The organism is Candidatus Bipolaricaulota bacterium, assembly GCA_035528115.1.
Classification (GTDB): Bacteria; Patescibacteriota; Patescibacteriia; order UBA11705; family DATKZF01; genus DATKZF01.
Genome location: DATKZF010000003.1, coordinates 99,447 through 122,832, shown reverse-complemented (window position 1 = coordinate 122,832; position 23,386 = coordinate 99,447). Strand labels below are relative to the sequence as shown.

The window sequence follows — 23,386 nt, the reverse complement described above, 5'->3', positions numbered from 1 at the left end:
TTATGCGTCAAGAATTGTTGAAATATTTACAATGCCGTCATTGCGGATCAGATTTTACGCCGATTGTTTTCAAGCAAGAAAATGATGAAATAATCGCCGGGCTGATTAAGTGCGACCGATGCAACGACACGCATTTGATCGTGGCCGGCTTGCCCAGGTTCGTGGAACCGTCTTTGCTTCGCTTTGACGAAGATTATCGCGAGTTTTTGAAAAAATATTTTGATCGAGATAAATATTTGGCTGAATTGAGCGCTGCTGAAAATAAAAAATCAGCCGGAGAAAACGACTTGGCCGAGCTTCAGGAAAATACTTCCAAATATTTCGGCCACGAATGGGATTATTTCAAAGACTGGGGCTGGATTCCTGATGAGAGCGTCAGCGACGCGGACAAGAATTTGGATTTTTTGGGCGGCTTGGTATCCAATACCGGTCGGGCTTTTGCCAACAAATGCTTATTGACTAAAAATGATTTATCAGACGGAAAAGTGATTTTGGACGCGGGTTGCGGCAACGGCAGGTTCTCCAATGAAGCGGCGCGGGGCGGGGTGACCGTGATTGGAGTCGATTTGGGCTATGGCGTAAAATCGGCTTATAAGCATTTGAAAAACAATCGAAACGTTTATTTGATCCAGGGCGATTTGTTCAAATTGCCATTTAAAAAAGAAATTTTCGATACGGCTTTTTCAAACGGAGTTCTAATGCATACGGGCGATGCCAAAAAAGCTTTTTTTTCCATTTGTAAACATGTCAAAAAAGATGGAGTATTTGTCGCTCATCTTTATCACAAGAGAAATATTGTTTTTGAAGCAGTTGATCACTCTATTAGATTTTTCACAACCAGAATGTCAATTGAAAAAAATATGAAGTTTGCAAAAAGGATGGCCAATTGGGGGAAAAGGCTTAAAAATAAAGGTACTTGGAAATATTGGTTTCATTTTATTGAGGTTTTACCGACTACAATCCATATGTTTGACTGGTATTCAGCTCAGATTGCCACTCATCACACTTTTTATGAAGTAGAGGGGTGGTATGAGGAGCAAGGTTTTGAGGTTGTTCAAACTGATAAAAGGGGCAAGAAGTGGCATTCCTTTATTACAAAGCCAGAGGCTTTAACGGTTAAAGGCAAAAAAATAAATTGACAATATGTGCGGCATTGCCGGCTACATTTCAAAAAATAATTCGGTCAATGAAGGCGTCTTGATTAAAATGAGAGACGCTCTTTCGCATCGCGGGCCCGATGACGCCGGCGTTTTTATTGACGACGAAAAAAAAGTCGGGCTGGCGCATCGGCGATTGTCCATTTTGGATTTGTCATCAGCCGGCCATCAGCCCATGAGCTCCGCTGACAAAAAGGTTTGGATCACTTTTAACGGCGAGATTTACAATTTTAAGGAAATAAGAGACGAGCTGAAAAAATCCGGCCAAGATTTTCAAAGCGATACGGACACTGAAGTGATTTTGGCGGCGTATCGAAAATACGGCGAAAGCTGTTTGGAAAAATTCATCGGCATGTTCGCTTTTACAATATTTGATTCGGAAAAAAATCTGCTGTTTTTCGCGCGCGACAGATTCGGCATCAAGCCTTTTCATTACGGCTTTTTGTCCAATGGAGATTTTGTGTTCGCTTCGGAATTAAAGGCTCTGATGGAGCATCCGGCGTTCAAAAAGGAGATTGACTTTGGAGCGCTGGGCGATTATTTCAAATATAGATACATTCCGGCGCCAAGAACGATTTGGAAAGGCATTTTCAAACTTTTGCCCGGGCATTTTGGGCTTTTAAATTTGAATGATTTTAGTTTGAAAACGAAAAGGTATTACGATTTGGCGGACAGGATTTCTAGTTTTCCAAAGTCGAATTTGGAGCAAATAGAATCATTGATGAAGGATGCGGTGGACAAACGCTTGATCAGCGACGTGGAAGTCGGAGCTTTTTTGAGCGGCGGCATTGATTCGAGCTCGATCGCGTATTTCGCGTCCAAACGGCACAATAAAATCAAATCTTTTTCCATCGGTTTTGTTCCCGAAGAATACAGCGAATTAGCGGATTCAAAGATCGCGGCCGAGTTTTTGGGCACGGAGCATATCACTAAAATCATTGACAATGTCGACGATGATTTGGGCGACAAGCTCGCCTTCTTTTTCGATGAGCCTCACGCGGATAGCTCGGATATTCCGACTTTTTTGCTGTCGCAAATGACGGCCGAGCATGTCAAAGTGGCGCTCTCCGGAGACGGCGGGGACGAAGTTTTCTCCGGCTACCGTTGGTACGATCGATATTTGCGGGATTTGAAAATTGAGAAAATAAAATCTATTTTCGGATTCAAAAAAACAATTGATGGAAATTTCGAGAATTATTACAATAAACTGTTGCTCAATCGCTTTGACGAAGATAAATTTGAAAAATTTTTCTCACCGCAAATTTATCAAAAGGTAAAATCCGCGGATCAAAGTTTGTTTGAAAAATATTTCAATCAAGGTTTTAAAAACGTTCGGCGCTTGCAATATTTGGATATCAACACATTTTTAGTCGACGATATTTTAACCAAAGTCGATCGCGCCAGCATGGCTCATTCGCTCGAGGTTCGCGTGCCGCTTCTCGATCATCGCTTGGTTGAAGCGGTCTTGAGCCTGCCCGAGGATGTTTTTCCGCAAAACAGCTCCGGCAAACCGGTGTTGAAAAAAATAATGAAAGACAAGTTACCAATCTCAATTTTGAAAAAAAAGAAAAAAGGCTTTTCCGCGCCGATTACCAGCTGGCCGTTTTACGCTCGAGTCGGCCGGACCGTTTTGGACGGGCAAGCGGTTAAAAGCGGCTTGATTCAAAAAGATTTTATTAAAGATTTGATCGATAATAAATACGAAAACAGCGCCGGCATGCTCTGGATGGCTTATATCTTTGAAAAATGGCATCAAAAATGGTTCATATGATAATCACTACCGACGGCAACATTCCATCGAAATTCGCGCACAGCTTTAACGTGACCAAAATGGCTCAGGGATTTTTTCGCGCGGGCGAAAAGGTGGAATTGGTGAGTTTTTCAAGTTTTAGAAATTGGCTTTATAAAATCAAAGTCGGCGACTTCAGAAGATATTACGGGTTGTCGCCGAAAATCAAATTGAAATTTTTGATGACTTTTGGTTTTGATTTTTTAGCGAAAACGATTGGCAACGAAAAGTTTAGTCAAAAAGCGGCCAAATACATAAAATCGCAAAATCCTGATTTCGTTTATTGCCGCAGTTATTTGACTCCTTATTATTGCGTTAAAGAAGGCTTGCCTACCATCATGGAGACGCACACTAAAGAGGTCGGGGATGATTTGAAAAAAGTATTTTCAGTCGCTAATGACAAAAATTTTTTGGGCATAGTGACCATTCACAAAAATTTGAAAAAATTGTACGAAAATGCGGGCGTGCCCGAAGAGAAAATTTTAGTGGCTGAAGACGGTGTGGATCTGGATCTTTTCAATATAAATGACGACCGTTTTTTTTGGCGAAAAGAATTGAATTTGCCGGCTGATAAAAAACTGGCGGTGTATGTCGGCGGACTTTACAAAGAAAAAGGCATTGAGCAAATATTATTGGCCGCGCAAAAGCTTCATGACAAAAATATTGATTTTGTTTTGGTCGGCGGCAATAAAAATCAGATTGGGGAATGGAAAAAATATTGCGCCAAAGAAAATATCGGCAATGTTGTTTTCGCCGGCTTCGCGCCGCAAACAGACGTGCCGAAATATTTGAAAGCGGCTGATGTTTTAATCATGCCGTATGACACGCGAGTTGATTTTAAGGTAATGGACATCAATTCGACTTCGCCCTTAAAGCTGTTTGAATTCATGGCCTCAAGGCGGCCGATCGTGTCCACGGCTTTGCCGGTGATTGAAAAGGTGGTTAAGCATGGAGAAAGCGCGTTTTTGGCCTCGCCGAATAATATTGAACAATTAAGCGGATTTATCCTTGAAGCGGCCAATAACGCTCAAAAATCGGCTCTGATGGCCTCCAAAGCCTTTGAGCTGGCCAAGCAATATGATTGGAAAGTCAGATGCCGAAAAATTATTGATAAATTCGTGAAAAATCGTTGATTTGCTATTTCCGTTTGGTTTGATAAAATGCACGTAGCATGAAGAGTTGTTACGAATTACAATATTCTATTAATTTTTCAGGTTATCTGTTACGCCTGCCTGCTCCTCGAGTCTGAGCTCGCCACTCGGCCGTGAGCTCGTGGCCGAACGGGAGTCGAAGACCGGCAGGCAGGAATTACAAGAGTCCATTTAGCTTTTAGGAAATTTGTTACGTATTACGAGATTCTTAGGCATAAAGCTATGGATGAATGTAATTTGTAACATCCGTCCGTAGGCCAAATGGAATCTTGTACTTCGTAACATATATTAATAGGCCTATCAGATGATTGTAATTCGTAACAAATCTACTATGTCAGTAGCCTTATACAGAAAATACCGGCCGCAGAATTTTTCTCAAATCTCCGGCCAAAATCACATTAAAACGACATTGCAAAATGAAATAGAAAGCGGCCGAATCGGGCACGCTTATCTTTTTTGCGGGCCTCGCGGCACGGGCAAAACCACTTTGGCCAGATTGTTGGCCAAGGCGGCCAATTGTTTGGATTTAAAAGATCGCGGCGAGCCCTGCAATCAATGCGATTCTTGTTTGGAAATATTGGAAAATAAATCGCTCGACGTTATTGAAATCGACGCGGCGTCTCATACGGGCGTGGATAATGTCAGAGAAAATATCATCAACAACGCGCGCTTTACGCCGACCAAAAGGAAATTTAAAATATTCATCATTGACGAGGTGCACATGCTTTCGATCAGCGCCTTCAACGCATTGTTGAAAATTTTGGAAGAGCCGCCCGCTCACGTCATTTTCATTTTGGCCACCACCGAAGCGCACAAAGTGCCGGTGACCATAATTTCCCGCTGTCAGCGATTCGATTACAAAAAAATTAAAATGGATGATCTGCTGGTCAGGCTCAAATGGATAGTCGATCAGGAAGGTGTGGCTGTTGACGAGGAAGTTTTGAAAAGAATTTCCAGATTTTCTTACGGTTGCGTGCGCGACGCGGAAAGTTTGCTTGAGCAGGTGATTTCTTTGGGCGAAAAGAAAATCACGCTGGAGCTCGCTGAATTGATTTTGCCGCGGTCGAATTTTCAAGCCATGTTTGAATTCCTTTCCCATTTGGCCACAAAAAACACCAAAGCCGCCATTGAATTGATTAATGATTTGGCTGACTCCGGCGTTGATATCAGTCAATTTACGGGAGATTTTGTGGAATTTTTGAGAAAGTGCATGCTTTATAAAATAAAGTCCGATTTGGCCGAACTCAGCCAGGAATCCGAAGAAAAATCCTTGGCGGAATTGGTTGAAATATTGAAAAACGTGTCAGCCTCTTCTTTGGCTAAAATGATCGACGTTTTTATGAAAACAAAGGAAGAATATCGGCAAAGCTACATTTTACAGTTGCCGCTCGAATTGGCCGCGGTCTCGTTGTGCGAAGGTGGCGCCGGAGCGGAGGCAAAGCCGCCGCTCGGAAAGAATTTTCGTCCGGACGCGTCTTCCGGCACGGCGCCGTTGCCTCAGCGGGTTATTGAGCCGGCAAGTCCCGCACCAAAGCCGGTATCGGAGCCTGAGTTCGAACCGGAATCTACTTCGACAGCGCCCGTCGTGGATTTGGCGGCCACCGAAGCGGATGACAAACAATCAAACAATGAACCCAAAGAATCATCGAATTATGAGCCCAGCCTGACCTTCGCGCAAGTGAAAGCGCGCTGGCAGGAAATTATCAAATTGGTGCGAAAAGATAATTACGGCTTAAGCATGTCTCTCGGCATGGGTCAGCCGTGCAAGCTGGACGGCAACAGGGTGACTTTGGCTTTTCCATTTCGGCTCCAGCAGGAAAAAGTTGAAGAGCCTGCCAATAAAGAAAAGGTTTGTTTGGCGTTTAAAGAATCTTTTGGCAAAAAATTCATAATCGAAACCAAGTTGGATGCTGAAATGAAAACAATGATTTCCGACAATGAACCCGCGGCTTTGGCGCCTCAAATAGGCGATAATGATTTAAAAGACGCGCTGGATATGTTCGGAGGCAGTGTTGTGTCTTGATTCCTAGAACATGTATCATGAATCATGAAACACGAAACACGTATCACGTAACAATGAAACAATATTTTCTCCACCCCAATTTCCAGTTTCTTAATAAAAAAAGACCGCCCGTTAAGGCGGCTTTTTTATTCTTGACGGATGCTTTTACAGTACCGCGTCTTTGGCTGACTTTGAAACTCTGAATTTAAGAACGGTCTTTGCCAAGATCTTAATTGATTCTCCTGTAGCCGGGTTTCGTCCCATTCGTTCTTTTCGGTGTTTCTTTACCAATTTGCCAATGCCCGGGATGGTGAACTCTCCATTCTTCTTAACTTCGTCGTAAGCCATCATGGTCATGGCTTCGCTCAAAGAAGCGACATCTTTTTTCGACATGCCCGTCTTTTCAGCTAAGGCAGTCAACATTTGAGACTTTGTCATTTTTGCCATAAATATTTTAGTTAATTATCTCGTTGAATCATTATAGCGTATTTATTGAGAAAAGTCCATTTTTGGGGATAATTTTTATTAGCTTGTCAGCCCGCCTACGTTGAAACTACGGCGGACAAGCCGCAGCCCGAAAGGCGATTGGCTGGCCTGCCAGCCGAAGCTTTAGCGAAGGCTGGCTCGGAGACTAGGAATCGAACCTAGATTGCCAGGGCCAGAACCTGGTGTCCTACCATTAGACGATCTCCGAATGATTTGCCGCAAGACTTGTCAAAATATCCATTTTAGTCTTAAATACCCTACTATGATATCAGATGTTATTAATAAATCAATATTTGGAAGGGTTGCAAACATTGATATTTTCATAATTACTGGTAAAATATAAACATATGAGAAAAGTGGTGATAGTGCCGAATATTTGGGGCACAAATCAAAAATTCGTCAAATTGGGCAATGATCTTAAAGAAAAAGGCCTGAATGTTTTTGTTTTTGATAATCTCTCGTCTAAGATGGCTGCGGGCGGTTGGTCGGAACTGATTGAGGCTTTCAATGATTATCACCGTCAACAAACCGAGAAAAACAAAGAATTGTATTATATCACCGAAGGTTGGAGTTTGGTGCCGGTTTTGGAAGCGGCGGAAAGCGCTCGGTTGTCCGGCATATTTTCTTTGCAGCCGATAATTTTCAAAAATAAACAAAACAAAAGAACGCTTTGGCCGGAAAATACTCCGGAACCGGGACATTTATTAGAAAGAACGGAAGCTCCCATTGATTTTTTCATGGCTGAAAAATACTTTGATAATGATCATCGCAAAACCATTAAGCATCTGTCCGCGATGGCCAGACCAAACATTTCAGTCAAAGTTTATGAAACATCTTCGGTTTATGATGATGTTTGCTTGGAGGATATTAAAAATTTGATTTTGTATCGCATGGGCATAAGATAATTCCACAATACGGCAATGCTCCGCTAAAGCGGAGTTTTTTTTATTACATCTTTATGGATTATGTTACGAATTACAATCATCTGGTAGGCCGATTAATATATGTTACGAAGTACAAGACTCCATTTGGCCTACGGACGGATGTTACAAATCACATTCACTTACAGCTTTAAGCCTGAGAATCTTGTAATTCCTGCCTGCCGGTCTTCGACTCCCGTTCGGCCACGAGCTCACGGCCGAGTGGCGAGCTCAGACTCGAGGAGCAGGCAGGCGTAACAGATAACCTGAAAGCTAAATAGAATCTTGTAATTCGTAACAGATAACCTAGAAGCTAAATGGAGTCTTGTAATTCGTAACAATTTGTGGATAAGTCTTTGAATGATTCTCAAATAGGAATATACTATATTTAGTAATGATAACAAATCTCAAATAGGAGTAATTATCTGATAAAATATGATAATTAAGCATAAAGGACGACTGACAAATCAAAGAAAAATGATATTGAATTATCTTTTAAATACGGATTCTCACCCGGCGGCTGAGGAAGTTTTTATGGCCGTTAAGGCTCTTTTGCCTCAAATCAGTTTTGCCACGGTATATAGAAATTTAAAAAGTCTGGTTGAAAGCGGCTTGATCAGGGCTTTGGATTTTGAAAAAGGACCGACGCGCTATGACGCGAAAAGAAACGACGTTCATTTCGTTTGCGAAAAATGCAAGTCCATCTTCGATGTCAGAGACGTTGAAATTAAAAAAATTTATAAGCGTATCAATCGTGAATTGAATGCCCAGGTGCATTCGAACACCATTTTTTTCTTTGGCAAATGCGAACAATGTCTGTTGGAAGAAAAAAACGTAAAAATCGGTTAAATAAGCCATTTAATTGACATTTTTTTAAAAATGTGCTATTGTAAATTCATGAAAATAGCTTTTATAGGGCAAAAGGGTTTGCCCGCCAAATACGGCGGCGTGGAGAATCATGTCGAAAAATTGGCCATGGGATTGGCTGAGAGGGGACATGATGTTTTTGTTTACACCAGACCTTGGTATACGGACAAGAATTTGAAGGAATATAAGGACGTGAGTTTAATTTCGCTGCCTTCTTTGAAGACGAAACATTTTGACGCTATAAGCCATACTTTTTTATGCACGATGCACTCGCTTTTTAAGAAATACGATGTAATCCATTATCATGGTATCGGGCCGGCGTTGATGTCTTTTTTGCCGAGAATATTTTTAAGAAGGACAAAAGTTGTGGTGACTTTTCACAGTATCGACAGTTTGCATGAGAAGTGGGGCGCGGTCGCCAGGTTTTTTTTGAAACTCGGAGAAAGGTTCGCGGTGACGGCTCCGCATGAAACCATCGCGGTTTCGAAAAGTCTTCAAAAGTATTGCCATGATAAATTCAATGTTGAAGTCGTTTACATTCCAAATGGAGCGTCTTTGCCCGAGTCATTCGGGGACAATATTGTAAAAGAAAAATTTAATTTGCGCAGCAAGGGCTATTTGTTGGTCGCCGTGCGATTAATAAAGGTTAAGCGAATAGATTTATTGATCGAGGCTTTTAAAGATCTGAAAACAGAGAAGAGATTGGTTATTGCGGGAGGTTCCGTTTTTACCGATGACTATGTGAATGATCTGAAAAAAATGGCGGCCGGAGACAGAAGGATTATGTTCACCGGGTTTCAATCCGGAGAAGCCTTGCAGCAGCTTTTCGAGAACGCTTTACTTTTCGTTCATCCATCAGATTCAGAAGGATTGCCGATTTCCGTTTTGGAGTCCATGTCTTTTGGCGTGCCGACCGTGGTTTCGAACATTCCGGCGCATTTGGAATTGATGCCGGAAAATTTGCGCTCCGCGTTGGTGTTTGAAAAAGGCGATGCCGGTGATTTAAAAAAGAAACTTTCATCGCTTTTGGCGAATGTCAACACTTTGCCGAACATGGGGCAACAATTAAAAAGGGAAGTGATTGATGAATTTGATTGGCAAAAGGTGATCGAGCGTACGGAAAAATTATATAAGGAAATCATTTATCAACCGAGATTGAAAAAAGTGGGAATATTGGAACTTTAAATTTCGAAAAAAAACGGCCGCTCGGCCGTTTTTTTTTCGTGATTCATGTTCCATGATCCATGCTCCCCGGATTGGGCGAATAAAGTTTGTTTTTTATTTTCCACTTGGCCACGTATTGACCGATGCCATCTTTATTCATTTTGTTTTTTATCCTGATTTTTTGCTGAGACCATTTAACCAAGCTCTCGAAATTTATTTTGTATCTGCCTTGAACCACGGCATAGGTAACTTCCTCTGTTTTAATCGCCCGTCTGATGGTATGCGAGTCTATGCCGAGCAACCTGGCCGCTTCCGAGACGGAGACTCTAATGATTTTATGGTTTTTTTCCGTTGGCATATTGGTATTGTTCCTTGCTGATAATTTAACAAAAAATTCGTTGAAAGTATAGAGTGGTGTAGACATTTACTTATTTATAATGCAATTTTATCCCTGAAAGTCAAGTGACGAAAAATGGCGTCTTAATCATTGATTTTTTGCGCTAAATGTATTAAGATATAATCTTTACAATTTGTTCGAAATATTTTATTATAAAGACTGTAACACTTTTAACAAATATACGACTTCAAAGATGCGGAACAATAACATTAAAATCAAATATCTCGTTTTCCAGGCCAAAAATCAGAACAATCCCGAGGCTTTCGGAAAACTTTATGATTTGTATGTGGATAAGATATTTAGATTCGTCAGATTCAAGGTGAATACAGATGAAGAAACTCAAGATATCACTTCGAATATTTTTTTAAAAACTTGGCAATACTTGCGGGAAGGAAAAAGGAAAATAGACAATTTCAACGCCTTGATATATCGCATCGCCCGAAATTGCATAATTGATCATTACCGAGAGAGAAATAAAAATTCGGTCGTTTCAAACACCGAACAATTTGAAGAAATTATCGCGGACAGAAAAGACGCGGTCAAGGAATTGGATCAAAAACTGGACTTGGAACAAATCGAAAGCAAATTGAAACTGCTTAAGGAGGAATATCGCGAAGTGATCATCCTTAAATACATCAACGGATTGACCACCTCGGAAATCGCTAAAATTTTAGACAAAAGCAAAAGCAACATCAGAGTGCTATTGCACCGAGCTCTGAAAACATTAAAGGAAATTTTTCATGACTGACAAAGATATAATCAAACAGTTAAAGTCCTTGAGGATTTTGGGAGCCAACGCCGAATGGAAGAAATCAAATCGGAATCTTTTGATTTCCCAAATTAAGGGACAGACGGCAAACACCAAAGAAAGCGCTTTCAAAAATTTTTGGTACGGCATCAAGGCGATTATGCCGGGCAGCGTTAAAACTTTTGTGTATAAGCCGATTGGCGCAATAACTTTGATCGTCACATTCATCTTCGGAGCTTCAGTCTTCGGAGTCAGCGCTTCCAAAGGCACGGTGCCCGGAGACACTTTATATAAAGTTAAATTGACTTCGGAAAAAATTTACGCCGGTTTGACTGTCGGTGCGGATAAAAAAACGGATCTTTACATGGGCTACGCGGACGAGAGAATGAATGAAATGGACAAATTGCAATTGCATCCGGAAGTCGAGGGCAATCAAGAAAACATGAAGGTGGCCATTCACGGTTTAACGGAGCAAATGACCAACGTGAAAGAGCAATTGGAAAAAGTTAAGTTAACGCCGAAACCGGCGCAGGAAATAGTGGATGTGGCCAAAAAAGTGGATGATAAAGTCGATAGTTTGTCTGAAAAAATAAAACAGAAGAAAAAAGAGATAAAAGCCATTGATGATAAATCGACGATGATTTCGGAACTTGACGCCGCGCAGAATGTTGTTGAGGAAACGTCCGAGGCGGCCATCGGCGTGATCATTGAAAAACACGTTTCCGGAGAGGTTGAATCCTCGGTGGAAGAGATAGCGCAAAATTTGGAAGGTAAAATACGATCCGCGGAAGAAAAGATAGAAGAGGTTAAGAACGTCAGTCAGCCCGAGGAAACTTGCGCGAGCTGCGACGCCATGGAGGATGCTTCTTCGCATGATTTGGCAACCGAGGACGTTTTGAGCGATAACGATCAATTGATTCTTGATCAAACCGCGATTATCGGCGAAGCGCCTGAAGAAGTGCAAAAATTGGTTGAAGAAGCGAGACTTCTTTTACAGCAAGGCGACATTACGCGAGCTTTTGAAAAAATAAAGGAAAGTAATTTGATAACCAGAGACATTCAAACCAAGCTCGGCGCGATGAGTGAATCGACCGGTGAAGTCAGTCCCGACACGACCGGCGAGCCGGAAACGCCGGAGCAAAGCTCGGCCACCACGGACGCCGCGGCCGATGCGGTTGTTGAATAATAAAAAATAATTATTTATATATTAACGAATTAATCAACTCTTTAGGTTGTCATGTCCAGCAAGGTCGATCCCAAAAGGGAGGCCGTGACATAATTAAAATATATTGACCTCAATATATTTTTCCATTCGATCGAATGAAAAAATATTATTGGAGGCAAAGGAGATTTAAATTAATCTATGGGTAACCTAAAAAAAGTATTTACTTTCGGGGTTGTACTCGCCACCATTGTTTGGTCAATGGGAGTTGCCGCTTTCGTCCCTGTGGCCAGCGCCGCGGTGCTGGAACCGGGAGATGTTATCAAGGGCAGCTTTGACGCCGTATATTTTTACGCGTCTGACGGCAAAAGGTACGTCTATCCGCAGGATAAGTACTATTTTACTTGGCAATATGATTTTTCTGTTGTCAGGAATATAACCGATAGCGAGCTTGCCGATATTTCATTGGCGTCAAACGTTGTCACTCGCTACGGCACGGAGTTAGTTAAGATTCAGTCGATTCCGAGCGTTTACGCGGTCAGCCGAGAAGGCGATTTGTATAAAGTCGCCGATCAGACAGCCGCTGAAGATTTGTTCGGATCAACCTGGAGTTCGAGAATACTTGATGTCCAGGATTCATTCTGGAACAATTACAACGATACGAGCACAGAGTTGGATGGCACTTGGTATCCGGACGGTTTCTTATTGAAGACCGCTGCGGCGTCCGACGTCTGGCTTATCTGGGATGACATGAAACATTTAGTACCGTCTGAAGACGTGTTCGTCGCGAACCGCTTCAAGTGGGAATATGTGACTGTCACCACTCAGGCAGTATTGGATTCTTATACCGAAGGAGATGTGGTTTCCGGCGCTGATGCTACTTACTTGGATGATTCCCAAGGCGGTGGCACTGCTGCTCCGGTAGCCGCTGACGGCACATTGACCGTTTCTTTGGCCTCTGACACCCCGGCGACACAAACAGCTCCGTTCGGAGCCACCGGCGTCGAAGTAGCCAAATACACTTTCACTGCCGGCAGCGATGCGGCGATTACCGTTAATACCCTCGCTATAAAGAGAGTCGGTTTGGGTTCTCCTTCAGAGCTTTCAAAGATTTATCTTTATGACGGCTCATTGAAGTTGACCTCGGGCAAGACCATATCCACTTCAACGAACTTAGCCTACTTTAATAATTTAAACCTTTCTGTAGGCGCCGGTCAGAGCAAGACTTTGACTTTGTTCGCGGATATCGCTTATTCGCCGGCAACCAATGGCTCTCATCAATTTGAAATGACCAACGCCACTTCGATCAGCAGCACTGCTGAGTCGGTCGTTGGCAGTTTCCCCGTCCGATCAAACACCTTGAACATTTCAACCGTTCAAGTGGGTAAAGTCGATGTCGAATCAAACGGCCAGGCTTATACTCGAAAGATCGGCGAAGTTGGAGTTGAGGTTTCTAATTTCTCGGTACATGTGAATACCGTTGAAGACGCTCATTTCTCGGGCTTGACAATTTACAACAGCGCGAGAGACATCTTTAACAACATGAAGATTTATCGAGGATCCGACTTGGTTTCAACTTGCACGGAGAGCGGCGATTACTTCGTTTGCGATTTGGACACCGCTTGGCCGATCGAAAGAGGCGATTCAGTTTCTTTCACGGCTAAGGCCGACGTTACCGGCAGAGACGCTGACACCGGCACCTTGTATGTAAGATACAACACCGATGTTCGCGCCACCGGCGACACTTACGGCTATAACATGTACGTTGACGCCGCAGTGGGCGGCAGCGCGAATTCATACGTTGAAGAGGCTGATTCTTCTCCTCTGTCAAATACCACCACGGCTGAAGCCAGCCAATTGTCAGTAGCTTTCAACGGTCCTTCTTCGACTGATGTGTCGAAGAATACCAACAAAGTGGTTTTGATGAATTTCACCATGACCGCTCAGGGTTCGATAGATGTTGAAAGAGCCACAGTTACCATGTCCGGCACCGGTTTGGCTGCCGCTGACATGGAAAATCTGGAATTGATCTGCGGCGGCATTGTCGTCGCTGACACCGCCAGTCCGGCGGCTACCGATAACGCCTTTACCGATACTTGGTCATTGGCGGCAGGAGCCACCGAATGCCAAGTGAGAGTTGATGTTTCAAATACCGCGTCTGATGGCGATAAGATTCTCGCCACTTTGAAAGATTTGACTTCAACTTCGAACTGGGTGTTCAAGGATTCAGACACAGGCGATGCCATTACCGACATTGTCCCTTCGGGCAATATCGCGGGTAATGAAATGACCATCACCGAAACCAGCTTGTCAATTGATTTGGCTGGCACTCCGGCCGGTGGCAACACCTATGTTAAAGGCTCCAATGGAGTCTCGACCGTAGGCTTCGTCTTCACCGCGGGCAATGCCGCTGACGTCAAAGTAAACACGATCAAATTGACCGCTTACTTGGATGCCAACGCTACAACTTTTGCCGCGGGTGATAAGAATCAGGCTTCAAACGCCGAGGATGTGATTTCCAAGGTGGCCATTTACGATGATGGCGCGACTTCTCCGTTGGCGACTGCCAAAGGATTGACTGTCGGCACCAGCGCGATCACCGTTCAATTCGATACTTTGAATTGGATGATTCCGGCGGGCACTTCCAAGCAATTGGTGGTGAAGGTTGATTTGTCAACCACCGCTCCTTATGATGGCACTAGCGATCGATTCGCCATGGCTCTCGCGGCCGCGGCCGATGTTTCAGCTGAATACGGATTCGGCACATCGATCACCCCGAATTTGATTAATGGCAATACCGATCCTGATACAGCTCCGGGTCGTTATCAGACCGTCACCTCCACCGGCACTTTGACCGTAAACATCGGTTCAGCCACTCCGTTGGTAAATTTGGTGGTCGCCGGCAGACAGGGTGTTGACTTTACCAAAGTCAAATTCGCAGCTTCCAATGAAGCTTTCGTTATCGAAAAGTTGAGAATCAAGAACCAAGAGTTTTCAACCATGTACGATGACGAATTTACTTCAGTTGTCTTGTCCTACACCAACAGCGTTGGCGCGACTGTCACCAAGTCAGCTTTCTTGAGTGGTGGCATCGCGGATTTCAACGGACTTGACATCTACGTGCCGAAAGACGGAGATACGACCATCACTGTCAAAGGCAACATGAACACCACCAGCGGCGGCGCGGATAACGCGGCTGCCATGTCTCTCGCCTTCACGACTCCGAATAATTTCAGAGCCGTCGGACAAGGCGCCGGCACGGTTGTTTTGACAACCACTGTCGTAGCCGGAGACAGCGATATTACCGCGACTGATCTAAATCTAGCCACCAACTTGTTCATTTCCGGCGGCAACGCCACTTGGGCGGCCGGTGAGTGCATCTATCGCGATGTGGCTTCCGGCGGCACGGTTGATGCCACTGATGTGCGCGTGACAGATTGCGGCACTTACAAAATCGGTTCAACTGTCGGCGCTTCAGATACTGATGTTGCTACCGTGATCACGGCCGCCACCAACTTACAAATCTCTGGTGGTAATGCCGCTTGGGCAGCCGGTGAAAACGCTTATATCGGCACTACCGCTACTGCAGACGTCGTGGCTGGTACCGTTCGCGTGATTTACACGGTTGATGGCAATAATCAGACTGTTTATGAGAGCGTTCCCTCAGTCGCTTTCGCGGTTGATACGCCTTCAGGCAATCTGATCCCGAGCGCCAACACTTTGTTGGCTAAATTAGCGGTCACCGCTGACGGCCCGAAGGACATCACGTTCGACGCGGCTACCGGCGATATTACTTTCAAGATCAGCTCTTCTTGCACCAGCGTGGCGACAGGAGACGTTTACTTGAAAGATTCAGATGGAGTCACTTTGGCTACACCTGCCGCTATCGCTCCGTGTTCCGCCACCAGCGTTAAGTTCCTTTTCGAAGATGTTTCCACCGACTGGAGAGTTCCGGCCGGCGAGACCAAGTACTTGTATGTTTGGGGTGATACGTCAATGATGACGTCTCAAGGCGATTCCATCCAGTTATGGTTGGATGACGCTTCAGCCTCAAACTTCACTTGGAGCATCAACGGAATCGGCACTTACCAACATGCTAATATCCTCTTTAGAGGCGATAAGTATGCGGGTCTGTTGCTCAAACCGTAAGATAGAGTCTCATATAGTTTAAGGTTTTTCGGTAGCGCAAACCGAAACAAAAATCCCTTCGACGAAAGTCGGGGGGATTTTGTTTTTTTAAGAAGGCTTTATGGGGCTTGAGATGTTTACGAATTATAAGATTCTATTTAGCTTTCAGGTTATTTGTTACGAATTACAATCTACTATTTAGCTTTCAGGTTATTTGTTACGAATTACAATCTACTATTTAGCTTTCAGGTTATCTGTTACGAATTACAATAATCTCAGGCTTAAGGCTTATAGGTGAATGTAATTTGTAACACCCGTCTGTAGGCCAAATGGAATCTTGTACTTCGTAACATATATTAATCGGCCTATCAGATGATTGTAATTCGTAACAAGACCCCTGACCCACAACCCGGCATCCGAGCCATTGGGTTGGATTTTGAATTGTGAGTTATTTTTTGTTTTCATATTTGAAATGTGTTATTATATGAACATCGACAACTAATTTATTTTTATGAAAAAAATATTTTTTTGCTTTGCTTTAATTTGTTTGTTGGGGGGCGGCGGCGCGATGGCGGCAGAAGTGGATGATTACGTTAATTTCGAAGCCCCGTTCAGTTATTATTATCAATCGGACTTCGATATTTTAACCATGGATTTTGTTGTCCCTGACAACGGCGGAGCGAAGGATGTTTTGTCCGCAATCACCGTGAAGAATAAAGGCACGGCTCAGGTTGATTATCAAATAGACAAAGTGAGAATTTACGCTGATGACGGATCGCAAGGATTTCAAGGCATTGGCGTAGATAAAGATTTGGGAGAAGCCGTATGGTACCCGAATGAAGCTTATTGGTATCTTGAAAATATCAATGAAGAAATTCCCGTTGGCGGTTTAAGAATATTTATCAGCGTGGAAACGACTTATGTTTTGACCACCAGCTATTCTCTCGATTTTTATATTCCCGCCTTAAGCGACTTAAATGCCGACGGCCGGTTCGATCTGGGAGAGAAGGGTGTTTTCGTTGAATCGGAAAACGACGGACCCGTTGGCGATAATTTATTGAATTCCACCTCGCAGATCATTTCCAGACTTGCTCTGGATAATATTCCGCCGGTCGTGGTGATAGATAATATTAAAAACGGAGAAACGGTTGTTATTTCCGGCAGCGGAGATATTTTAATCACCGGGCTGGCCAGGGATCGCGCGGGCTCATTTCCCTCATGGGTAAAAGTATCCATTGATGGAGAATGGTTTGACGCCGAATCCACCGGCACTTATTTTGACACTTGGCAATATTTATGGTCGGAGGTTGCGCTCGGCAGCCATGTCATAGCGGTCAAGTCAGCCGATTTTATCGGCAATGAATACACATCCCCTTCGATTTCAATGGAAGCGGATGGTCGCGCAATATCGTTGGCTTTGGTTGAGACCGAGGACGAGAAGATTTCGGTCGGCGAGAAGGCGACGATTGACGTGTGGTTGCAAGACGACCTGGGCGAAGCCATCGCCGGGAAAAAAGTTATTTTGCATTCATCAAAAAAAGATTATGATACGATTGAAGCGATCACTGACATTACCGATGAAAACGGTTTGGCGAAATTTTCGGTAAGTTCAAACGTTTTCGGTTCTTCTCTTTATTTCGCCGAAGTTGATGAAAAATTATTGACTTGGAATATTTTTAACGCCGAGATTCCGGTTTCGGCCGTGGTCGAGTTTGTTTCCGACAAGTCGTTGTCCGGGCGACTGATCAAATCGCCGGAAGATTCCACTGTTTATTTGCTCGGCGTGAATAATCAACGATATGTTTTTCCCAATGAAAAAATATTTTTTTCTTGGTATGACGATTTTTCAAATGTTGAATTGATATCGTCCGATGGATTGTCGCAATATCCGCTGGTCGGAAACATCAAATACAAACCGGGCAGTCTGATAAAGATGCCTTCCGTGCCCAAAGTGTATTTGGTGGATGATGACCAAAATTTGCGTTGGATAGAAACGGAAACCGTGGCCAAAATACTTTTTTCGTTGGTTTGGTCGGGAAGGATAGATGATATGTCCGAGGCTTTCTTTTCTGATTACACGGAAAGCGATTCCATTTCCGAAAATAAGCTTAATATTTCGCCTTTTCAAAGCTTGTTGAATCAATGAATTCTTTTATGAAAACAGAGTTAATGGGGCGATGTGGATAACTGTAAATATTTTTTATTTTTGTTGTATAATATACTCAAAGGTTGAAATTTAGCTTTTAATATATATAGGGATTTTAATATCCTGCGATTAATTAACTTTTGGATTGAATCATAATTGATTCAGTCGAAAGAAATAAGAAATATGGAAAAAAATAAAAGTCTTTTTCATGAACTTCTTCCGTTGAGCCTGAAAGTTTTCATGGTCGCCGTTTTGGCGATAGCATTTTGGGCGGTTATGGATATGAATCACGTGGATGTCGCCAGAGCTGACGCGGGCGGAGTTACCATTAATGCGATAGATGAATTCGGCGCCGCGATTACTTTGGCCGCTACCGGCGATTGGCAAGTGACCATACAGTGCAATGGCGCTGTGCAGACTTGCGTGGACGGCGACGCTTGCGACAGCAGCGCGACGGCTGATGTTATCGATGTGGCTGTAGCCGATATTCTAGGAGGTTGCAATGACGACGGAGAAGCCATAACGGTTACCTCGGAAGCTCTTGGCGATGATGGATATTTAAAATGGACTTCAACCGCGTTGACTTACGCGATCGGATCTCAGAACACTATTAATTCGGCAAATCAATTTTCGGTCATGGTGACTTTAACGGATGAATTGGCCGCGGCCATTACCGGCGATGGCGATGAGGTTTGCACCTTTGATGCTGACGGCACGCCGATTACCGGCACCGCGAGCAGCGATAATACGGCTTTCGGAGTTCCCGTTCCGGTCGGCACGGCAGTGGACACTATCACGACCGAAACGCTGGAAGATCAAGGCTATGCTGATAATGAAGTCAGCAGTGTCTTGCCCCCGGCTACCGAATCGGGCACTCAAACGGCCGTTAATTCGCTTAATGACTTCACGGTCAAGGTTACTTTTTTAAGTGAGCAATCAGTTTCCATGGTAGGAGCTACGGTGGTTGTCGCCACCGCGGACGCGGTAACGGATGGAGGAGTGGGCGATGGGGACGGCACATCTGATGGTGTTATATACATCGCTATAGATACCACCATTTTGGCGGCCGGGCCGCATACGGTTACGGTTTCTCTTGACGGTATGGTGGATTATGTCGATGCCACCCAGACAATAGCCGCCGCCGCGCAAACGGCATATACCACGTCAAATGACTATGCCTATAAATTGTCTTCAATATTGACCGAACAGATAGGCACTGACGTGGTCGGCACAGCCTCTGCCGTTTATACGGGAGATGCTCAAGCCGTTAACTGTCTTTATTCCGCTCTCGAGTGGTATTGTCAAGTCCCTGTCGCTCATACGGCCTTGGCCATTCAAGTGACTAAGGACGGTTATGTGCAAGATATCACTTCCATAGCGTTTGATACCGATCGAACGGCCAATGCCGACGCTCAGGAGACGGCCTCGACCGGCACCTTGAAATACGCTTATAAGATAGCTTCAATTCCAACGGAAAATTTAGCGACTGAATTAAAGACTACGGTGTTGGCCTTGGCCGCCGGCGACTCGCAGGCTGTCGATTGCGCCCAAGGCGGTGATACTAATTGGTATTGCGCCATTCCATTGGAAGATACCACCGCGGCTTTGAAAGTGACTAAAGACGGGTATGTTCAGGATATTACTTCTTTTGGCATACTAAATGATAGAACCGCCACTACGGATGCTCAGCAAACCACCACCACGGGTTCGGTGAAATACGCTTATAAAATAACTTCAATACCTACGGAGGCTGTAGGAACCAATGTAAAAGCGACAGCGACGGCGGTGGCGGTCGGAGACGCCCAAGCGGTTAGTTGCGCCAAGGGTTCGGACAGCAATTGGTATTGCGCGACGCCATTGGTTTATTCGACACTGGCCATTCAGGTGACGTTGGACGGATATGTTCAGAATACCAACGACTTGGCTTTCGGTACTGATAGAACTGCGACAGCTGACGCTCAACAAACGACTACCAGCGGCGCGCTTTTATACTCACATAAAGTGGTCGGTCAGGACGGATATGCTAGTTCTTTGACGGACGCCACGGTTACGGTTGGCGGCACCAGTTGCACGGAAGTAACGGGATCTTATTATTGCGCGACTCCGGTGGCTTCCGATGGCGGCACGGACGACGTGAGTGTTGCTAAAACCGGCTTTATCACTTGGACGACCGATTCGACCAATCGAGCGGCCAATACCACTGCGCAGGCCACTTATACTTCCGCCAACGTTAGAGCCAGCGGCGGTGGCGGTGGAGGCGGCGGCACGGGCACGATTCCTTCGAGCAGCGTGTCAGCCGTGATTAATGATGGAGATGAAGAAACGTTGAGCAGAGTGGTGACCTTGACATTAACGGCTGACAACGCGGCCACCATGCTGATTTCAAACGATATTAATTTCTTGGGTTCCGAATGGGAACCGTACGCGAGCGAAAAGACCTGGACATTGACGGAAGGCTTCGGAGAAAAGACCGTTTATGTCAAATTCAAAACTTCCACCAATAATCAAAGCGCCACTTATACCGACACCATCAATTACGTGGAAAGTGTAGAAACCGCCGAACAGCCGGCAGAAGAAGATACTTCCGAGCCGGTGACCGTCGAAACTCCTTCGGGTTTGTTTCCGGGCAGTTTGGCAATTGGCGATTTGGTGAAAAATTCCACGAGGACAACCGTATATTACTTGAGCGCTGACGGTTACAGACACGTTTTTCCGAATGATAAAGTATATTTCTCTTGGTACGAGAATTTCAACAACGTGAAGGTGATTTCCGATAACGATTTGGCGCAGATTCCTCTGGGCAGCAATGTGACCATGAGACAAGGCACTTGGCTGATCAAGATTCAATCGGTGCCGAAGGTTTACGCCGTGGAACAGGGCGGCAATATCAGATGGGTGGAAACCGAAGGCGTCGCGTCGGCGTTGTACGGTTCGGAATGGAACAAACGCGTCGTCGATATCGCGGCCAGCTTCTTCTCCAACTACACGGAAGTGGATTCGATCTCGGACAATGTTCATCCGAGCGGCAGCGTTATCAGATATAACGGTTCGACCAATAAGTATTATATCGAAGATGGAGTTAAATATTTAATTTCCACGTCGGCGTTCACCAGCAATGGTTTTATGGATAAATTCTTGATTGAGAACGTTTCTACCGGCATAACATACGGCACCGGCGCGGATATGTCGGCGAGATCGTATGATTCAATGATGGATTTGAGATAAATACTTCGAGAAAAGCCCCGGACTTTCGGGGCTTTTTTTATTCCTTGAAATATGATTAAATGTATAGTAACGGCGTCATTTTTTGAAAGGTTTTCGGCGGGAAATTGTAGTAATAATAGGGGCAAAATTACATGGATTATTCTTTACTCGACGACAATGAGCTCGTCGAGCTGACAATAAAAGAAGATAAAGAGAAATATAGGTATATTGTAGGTAGGTACCAAAATAAGCTTTTTGCCTATATTTTCAGATTGATCAATCACCGCGAGGAAGCGGCGGAAATAGCGCAGGAAGTTTTTTTGAAAGCGTACAAGAATTTGAAGGGATTCAATCGAAAAAAAAAGTTTTCCAGCTGGATTTACCGCATCGCTCATAATGAGGCGGTCAATTGGTTGAAAAAAAATTCTCGTTATAAAAAGCGGTATTTGGACGATGAGAACAATCCGCTTGATATCGCGGATGACGCCGATTTGGAAGAAATGGCGGATCAGGACGATGAGGCGAAAAAATTGAAAGAATGCCTGAATAGATTGCCGGACAAATACAAAAATGTGTTGATTCTGAAATATTTTGAAGAAAAGTCGTATGAGGAGATGTCGTTGATCCTGAGAAAAAGCAAGAACGCGGTGGGAATTTTGGTGAATCGAGCCAAGAAAAAATTATCGGATATATATGAAGAATAATTTTAAAAATCATTTTCAAAAATTAAAAGAAGAAAGTCCGACTATGGACGCGCGCGATCGGGTAATGGACCGAATCTCATTGATTAAAATGAGATCGTCCTATTATTTCAAGTCGAAAAAGGTTTTGCTGCTGTCGCTGTTCAGCGCGTCTTTGCTTGTTTCGGTTTTTATCGTCAATTTGTCGATATACGATATTTCCGCGGGCAACAGCTTGGAATACGCTGGTTTCGGCGCCGGAGGCATTGCCGTTATTTTGAAAAATTTGCCATATGTGCTTTTCTTTTGCGTTTTGGCGCTGACCGGATTCGCTTCTTGGCTGATGTCTCGGCTGGAAATTTCCTATAATCGATCTTTCGCCGCTTTGCTGATTATTTTACTGGCCGGTTCAGGTCTCGGCGGCGGCGCCATTTTCGCTTCGGACATCAATGAAACGATTCAAGAAAAAGTGGATAATGAAAATTTGACCGCGCCGGTTTTTTCTCCGATCGCCAAAAAATTATATGAAAAACACGGACCGAGAATGTTGAATAGCAATGGAATTGTCGGATTGGTGGCGGAAATGCCCGCTCAAGGAACCAGAGAATTTTTGGTAAAAACTCCGCAAGGCCAGGAAATCAAGGTTCGACTATTGCCCGGTTGCAAAGTTTTGCCTCAAAAAGCGATCTTGGCTTCCGGGGACGTGATTGTCATTTTGGGAGAGCCGGTCGTTGATTTTCAGGCTCGAGGCATCAAAGTGATTGGGGATGAGGCGCGAGCCCGACAAATGTTGGAACAATTGAAAGATAGGAGTTTCAACATTCAATTTAAGAGGTCTCCAGAGCCGATGATGATGGAAGATTTTAAGGATTTTCAGAATAATTTGGAAATGCATCGGGAATTTTTGGAAGGCATGGGAGGCATGTTGCAGGCCATGCCAAAGGTCAAAAACGCCAATATTTATTTCGAGCCGAGGTAAGCACATGTCATGTATCATGGATCACATATCACATAACACATAACATGTAGCATGTAGCATGAAACAGAGAAGCTGGGGGGTGGGTCAGGGGTGTAGAAGCTGGATCGTTACGAAGTAGAAATTCCATTTGACTCACGGACGGATGTTACAAATTACATTCACCTATAGCTTTATGCCTAAGAATCTTGTAATTTGTAACAAATAACCTAAAAGCCAAATAGAAGATTGTCCCAACGGGATCCCCTCGGGATAATTCGTAACATAAACGTAAACGTATTTGTAACGAAAATAACGCCAAGGCTAGTTAATTAGCGATGATTATTCGTAACGTGTTATCCACAGTTGTCAGCGTTCGCTGACATCGTAAAATTGATTTGATTATATCACATAAAAAATCGCTCTTTTT

Annotated in this window: 16 protein-coding genes and 1 tRNA gene; 14 read left to right on the top strand and 3 right to left on the bottom strand. The window is 44.1% G+C overall.

Features of this window, described 5'->3' with window-relative positions:
• Nucleotides 1-2: 2 nt before the first annotated feature.
• The 4 genes from VMX18_02590 to dnaX all read left to right on the top strand — a co-directional run bounded on the left by VMX18_02590 (nucleotide 3) and on the right by dnaX (nucleotide 6,120).
• Complete coding sequence (locus VMX18_02590; protein HUT22274.1) at nucleotides 3-1,139, top strand: class I SAM-dependent methyltransferase; 1,137 nt, start codon at nucleotides 3-5, stop codon at nucleotides 1,137-1,139.
• A gap of 4 nt (nucleotides 1,140-1,143) precedes the next feature.
• Nucleotides 1,144-2,928, top strand: coding sequence for an asparagine synthase (glutamine-hydrolyzing) (asnB, locus tag VMX18_02585; GenBank protein ID HUT22273.1), 1,785 nt, complete (start codon nucleotides 1,144-1,146; stop codon nucleotides 2,926-2,928).
• On the top strand, nucleotides 2,925-4,079 hold the full coding sequence (locus VMX18_02580; protein ID HUT22272.1) for a glycosyltransferase: 1,155 nt from the start codon (nucleotides 2,925-2,927) through the stop codon (nucleotides 4,077-4,079). Before asnB ends, VMX18_02580 begins: the two co-directional genes overlap by 4 nt.
• Nucleotides 4,080-4,428: 349 nt before the next feature.
• Nucleotides 4,429-6,120 carry a DNA polymerase III subunit gamma/tau gene (gene dnaX / locus VMX18_02575; protein HUT22271.1) on the top strand — a complete coding sequence of 564 codons (1,692 nt, stop codon included), beginning with the start codon at nucleotides 4,429-4,431 and terminating at the stop codon, nucleotides 6,118-6,120.
• 144 nt (nucleotides 6,121-6,264) lie between these two features.
• Here dnaX and VMX18_02570 read toward each other — a convergent pair whose 3' ends face one another.
• Both VMX18_02570 and VMX18_02565 read right to left on the bottom strand, forming a co-directional pair.
• Nucleotides 6,265-6,546 carry an HU family DNA-binding protein gene (locus VMX18_02570; GenBank protein ID HUT22270.1) on the bottom strand — a complete coding sequence of 94 codons (282 nt, stop codon included), beginning with the start codon at nucleotides 6,544-6,546 and terminating at the stop codon, nucleotides 6,265-6,267.
• 173 nt (nucleotides 6,547-6,719) lie between these two features.
• A tRNA-Gln gene (locus tag VMX18_02565) sits at nucleotides 6,720-6,793 on the bottom strand.
• Between the two features lie 139 nt (nucleotides 6,794-6,932).
• On the opposite strand from VMX18_02565, the gene VMX18_02560 reads away from it, so the two are divergent.
• From VMX18_02560 to VMX18_02550, 3 genes are all read left to right on the top strand, one after another.
• Complete coding sequence (locus VMX18_02560) at nucleotides 6,933-7,490, top strand: hypothetical protein (protein HUT22269.1); 558 nt, start codon at nucleotides 6,933-6,935, stop codon at nucleotides 7,488-7,490.
• Between the two features lie 450 nt (nucleotides 7,491-7,940).
• Nucleotides 7,941-8,354, top strand: a complete 414-nt coding sequence (locus VMX18_02555) for a transcriptional repressor (GenBank protein HUT22268.1) — start codon at nucleotides 7,941-7,943, stop codon at nucleotides 8,352-8,354.
• Nucleotides 8,355-8,402: 48 nt separating this feature from the next.
• Entirely contained in the window at nucleotides 8,403-9,557 is a 1,155-nt protein-coding gene (locus VMX18_02550) for a glycosyltransferase family 4 protein (protein HUT22267.1), read from the top strand.
• A gap of 43 nt (nucleotides 9,558-9,600) precedes the next feature.
• Here the strand turns inward: VMX18_02550 and VMX18_02545 are convergent, their stop codons facing one another.
• Nucleotides 9,601-9,894: a helix-turn-helix domain-containing protein gene (locus VMX18_02545; GenBank protein ID HUT22266.1), complete on the bottom strand. Its 294-nt coding sequence runs from the start codon at nucleotides 9,892-9,894 to the stop codon at nucleotides 9,601-9,603.
• A gap of 232 nt (nucleotides 9,895-10,126) precedes the next feature.
• Between VMX18_02545 and VMX18_02540 the strand changes: the two genes are divergently transcribed.
• The 7 genes from VMX18_02540 (at nucleotide 10,127) to VMX18_02510 (ending at nucleotide 22,980) form a co-directional block, all read left to right on the top strand.
• On the top strand, nucleotides 10,127-10,681 hold the full coding sequence (locus tag VMX18_02540) for an RNA polymerase sigma factor (GenBank protein ID HUT22265.1): 555 nt from the start codon (nucleotides 10,127-10,129) through the stop codon (nucleotides 10,679-10,681).
• Nucleotides 10,674-11,867: a DUF5667 domain-containing protein gene (locus VMX18_02535; protein ID HUT22264.1), complete on the top strand. Its 1,194-nt coding sequence runs from the start codon at nucleotides 10,674-10,676 to the stop codon at nucleotides 11,865-11,867. The genes VMX18_02540 and VMX18_02535 overlap by 8 nt, the downstream gene beginning before the upstream one ends.
• A gap of 177 nt (nucleotides 11,868-12,044) precedes the next feature.
• Entirely contained in the window at nucleotides 12,045-15,992 is a 3,948-nt protein-coding gene (locus VMX18_02530) for a hypothetical protein (protein HUT22263.1), read from the top strand.
• A gap of 490 nt (nucleotides 15,993-16,482) precedes the next feature.
• Complete coding sequence (locus tag VMX18_02525; protein HUT22262.1) at nucleotides 16,483-18,117, top strand: Ig-like domain-containing protein; 1,635 nt, start codon at nucleotides 16,483-16,485, stop codon at nucleotides 18,115-18,117.
• A 183-nt stretch (nucleotides 18,118-18,300) separates the two neighbouring features.
• Nucleotides 18,301-21,342, top strand: a complete 3,042-nt coding sequence (locus VMX18_02520; GenBank protein ID HUT22261.1) for a hypothetical protein — start codon at nucleotides 18,301-18,303, stop codon at nucleotides 21,340-21,342.
• A 131-nt stretch (nucleotides 21,343-21,473) separates the two neighbouring features.
• Nucleotides 21,474-22,025 (top strand): RNA polymerase sigma factor, encoded by a 552-nt coding sequence (locus tag VMX18_02515; protein ID HUT22260.1) that lies wholly within the window; start codon nucleotides 21,474-21,476, stop codon nucleotides 22,023-22,025.
• Nucleotides 22,015-22,980, top strand: coding sequence for a hypothetical protein (locus tag VMX18_02510; GenBank protein HUT22259.1), 966 nt, complete (start codon nucleotides 22,015-22,017; stop codon nucleotides 22,978-22,980). Before VMX18_02515 ends, VMX18_02510 begins: the two co-directional genes overlap by 11 nt.
• The last annotated feature ends 406 nt before the right edge of the window (nucleotides 22,981-23,386 follow it).

Excerpts from the sequence above, each read along its gene's own strand:
- VMX18_02570 (HUT22270.1), bottom strand. The coding sequence starts at position 6,546 with ATGGCAAAAATGACAAAGTCTCAAATGTTGACTGCCTTAGCTGAAAAG.
- VMX18_02540 (HUT22265.1), top strand. The coding sequence starts at position 10,127 with ATGCGGAACAATAACATTAAAATCAAATATCTCGTTTTCCAGGCCAAA.
- VMX18_02530 (HUT22263.1), top strand. The coding sequence starts at position 12,045 with ATGGGTAACCTAAAAAAAGTATTTACTTTCGGGGTTGTACTCGCCACC.
- VMX18_02560 (HUT22269.1), top strand. The coding sequence starts at position 6,933 with ATGAGAAAAGTGGTGATAGTGCCGAATATTTGGGGCACAAATCAAAAA.
- VMX18_02590 (HUT22274.1), top strand. The coding sequence starts at position 3 with ATGCGTCAAGAATTGTTGAAATATTTACAATGCCGTCATTGCGGATCA.
- VMX18_02515 (HUT22260.1), top strand. The coding sequence starts at position 21,474 with ATGGATTATTCTTTACTCGACGACAATGAGCTCGTCGAGCTGACAATA.
- dnaX (HUT22271.1), top strand. The coding sequence starts at position 4,429 with ATGTCAGTAGCCTTATACAGAAAATACCGGCCGCAGAATTTTTCTCAA.
- asnB (HUT22273.1), top strand. The coding sequence starts at position 1,144 with ATGTGCGGCATTGCCGGCTACATTTCAAAAAATAATTCGGTCAATGAA.
- VMX18_02525 (HUT22262.1), top strand. The coding sequence starts at position 16,483 with ATGAAAAAAATATTTTTTTGCTTTGCTTTAATTTGTTTGTTGGGGGGC.
- VMX18_02535 (HUT22264.1), top strand. The coding sequence starts at position 10,674 with ATGACTGACAAAGATATAATCAAACAGTTAAAGTCCTTGAGGATTTTG.
- VMX18_02580 (HUT22272.1), top strand. The coding sequence starts at position 2,925 with ATGATAATCACTACCGACGGCAACATTCCATCGAAATTCGCGCACAGC.
- VMX18_02555 (HUT22268.1), top strand. The coding sequence starts at position 7,941 with ATGATAATTAAGCATAAAGGACGACTGACAAATCAAAGAAAAATGATA.
- VMX18_02550 (HUT22267.1), top strand. The coding sequence starts at position 8,403 with ATGAAAATAGCTTTTATAGGGCAAAAGGGTTTGCCCGCCAAATACGGC.
- VMX18_02520 (HUT22261.1), top strand. The coding sequence starts at position 18,301 with ATGGAAAAAAATAAAAGTCTTTTTCATGAACTTCTTCCGTTGAGCCTG.
- VMX18_02545 (HUT22266.1), bottom strand. The coding sequence starts at position 9,894 with ATGCCAACGGAAAAAAACCATAAAATCATTAGAGTCTCCGTCTCGGAA.
- VMX18_02510 (HUT22259.1), top strand. The coding sequence starts at position 22,015 with ATGAAGAATAATTTTAAAAATCATTTTCAAAAATTAAAAGAAGAAAGT.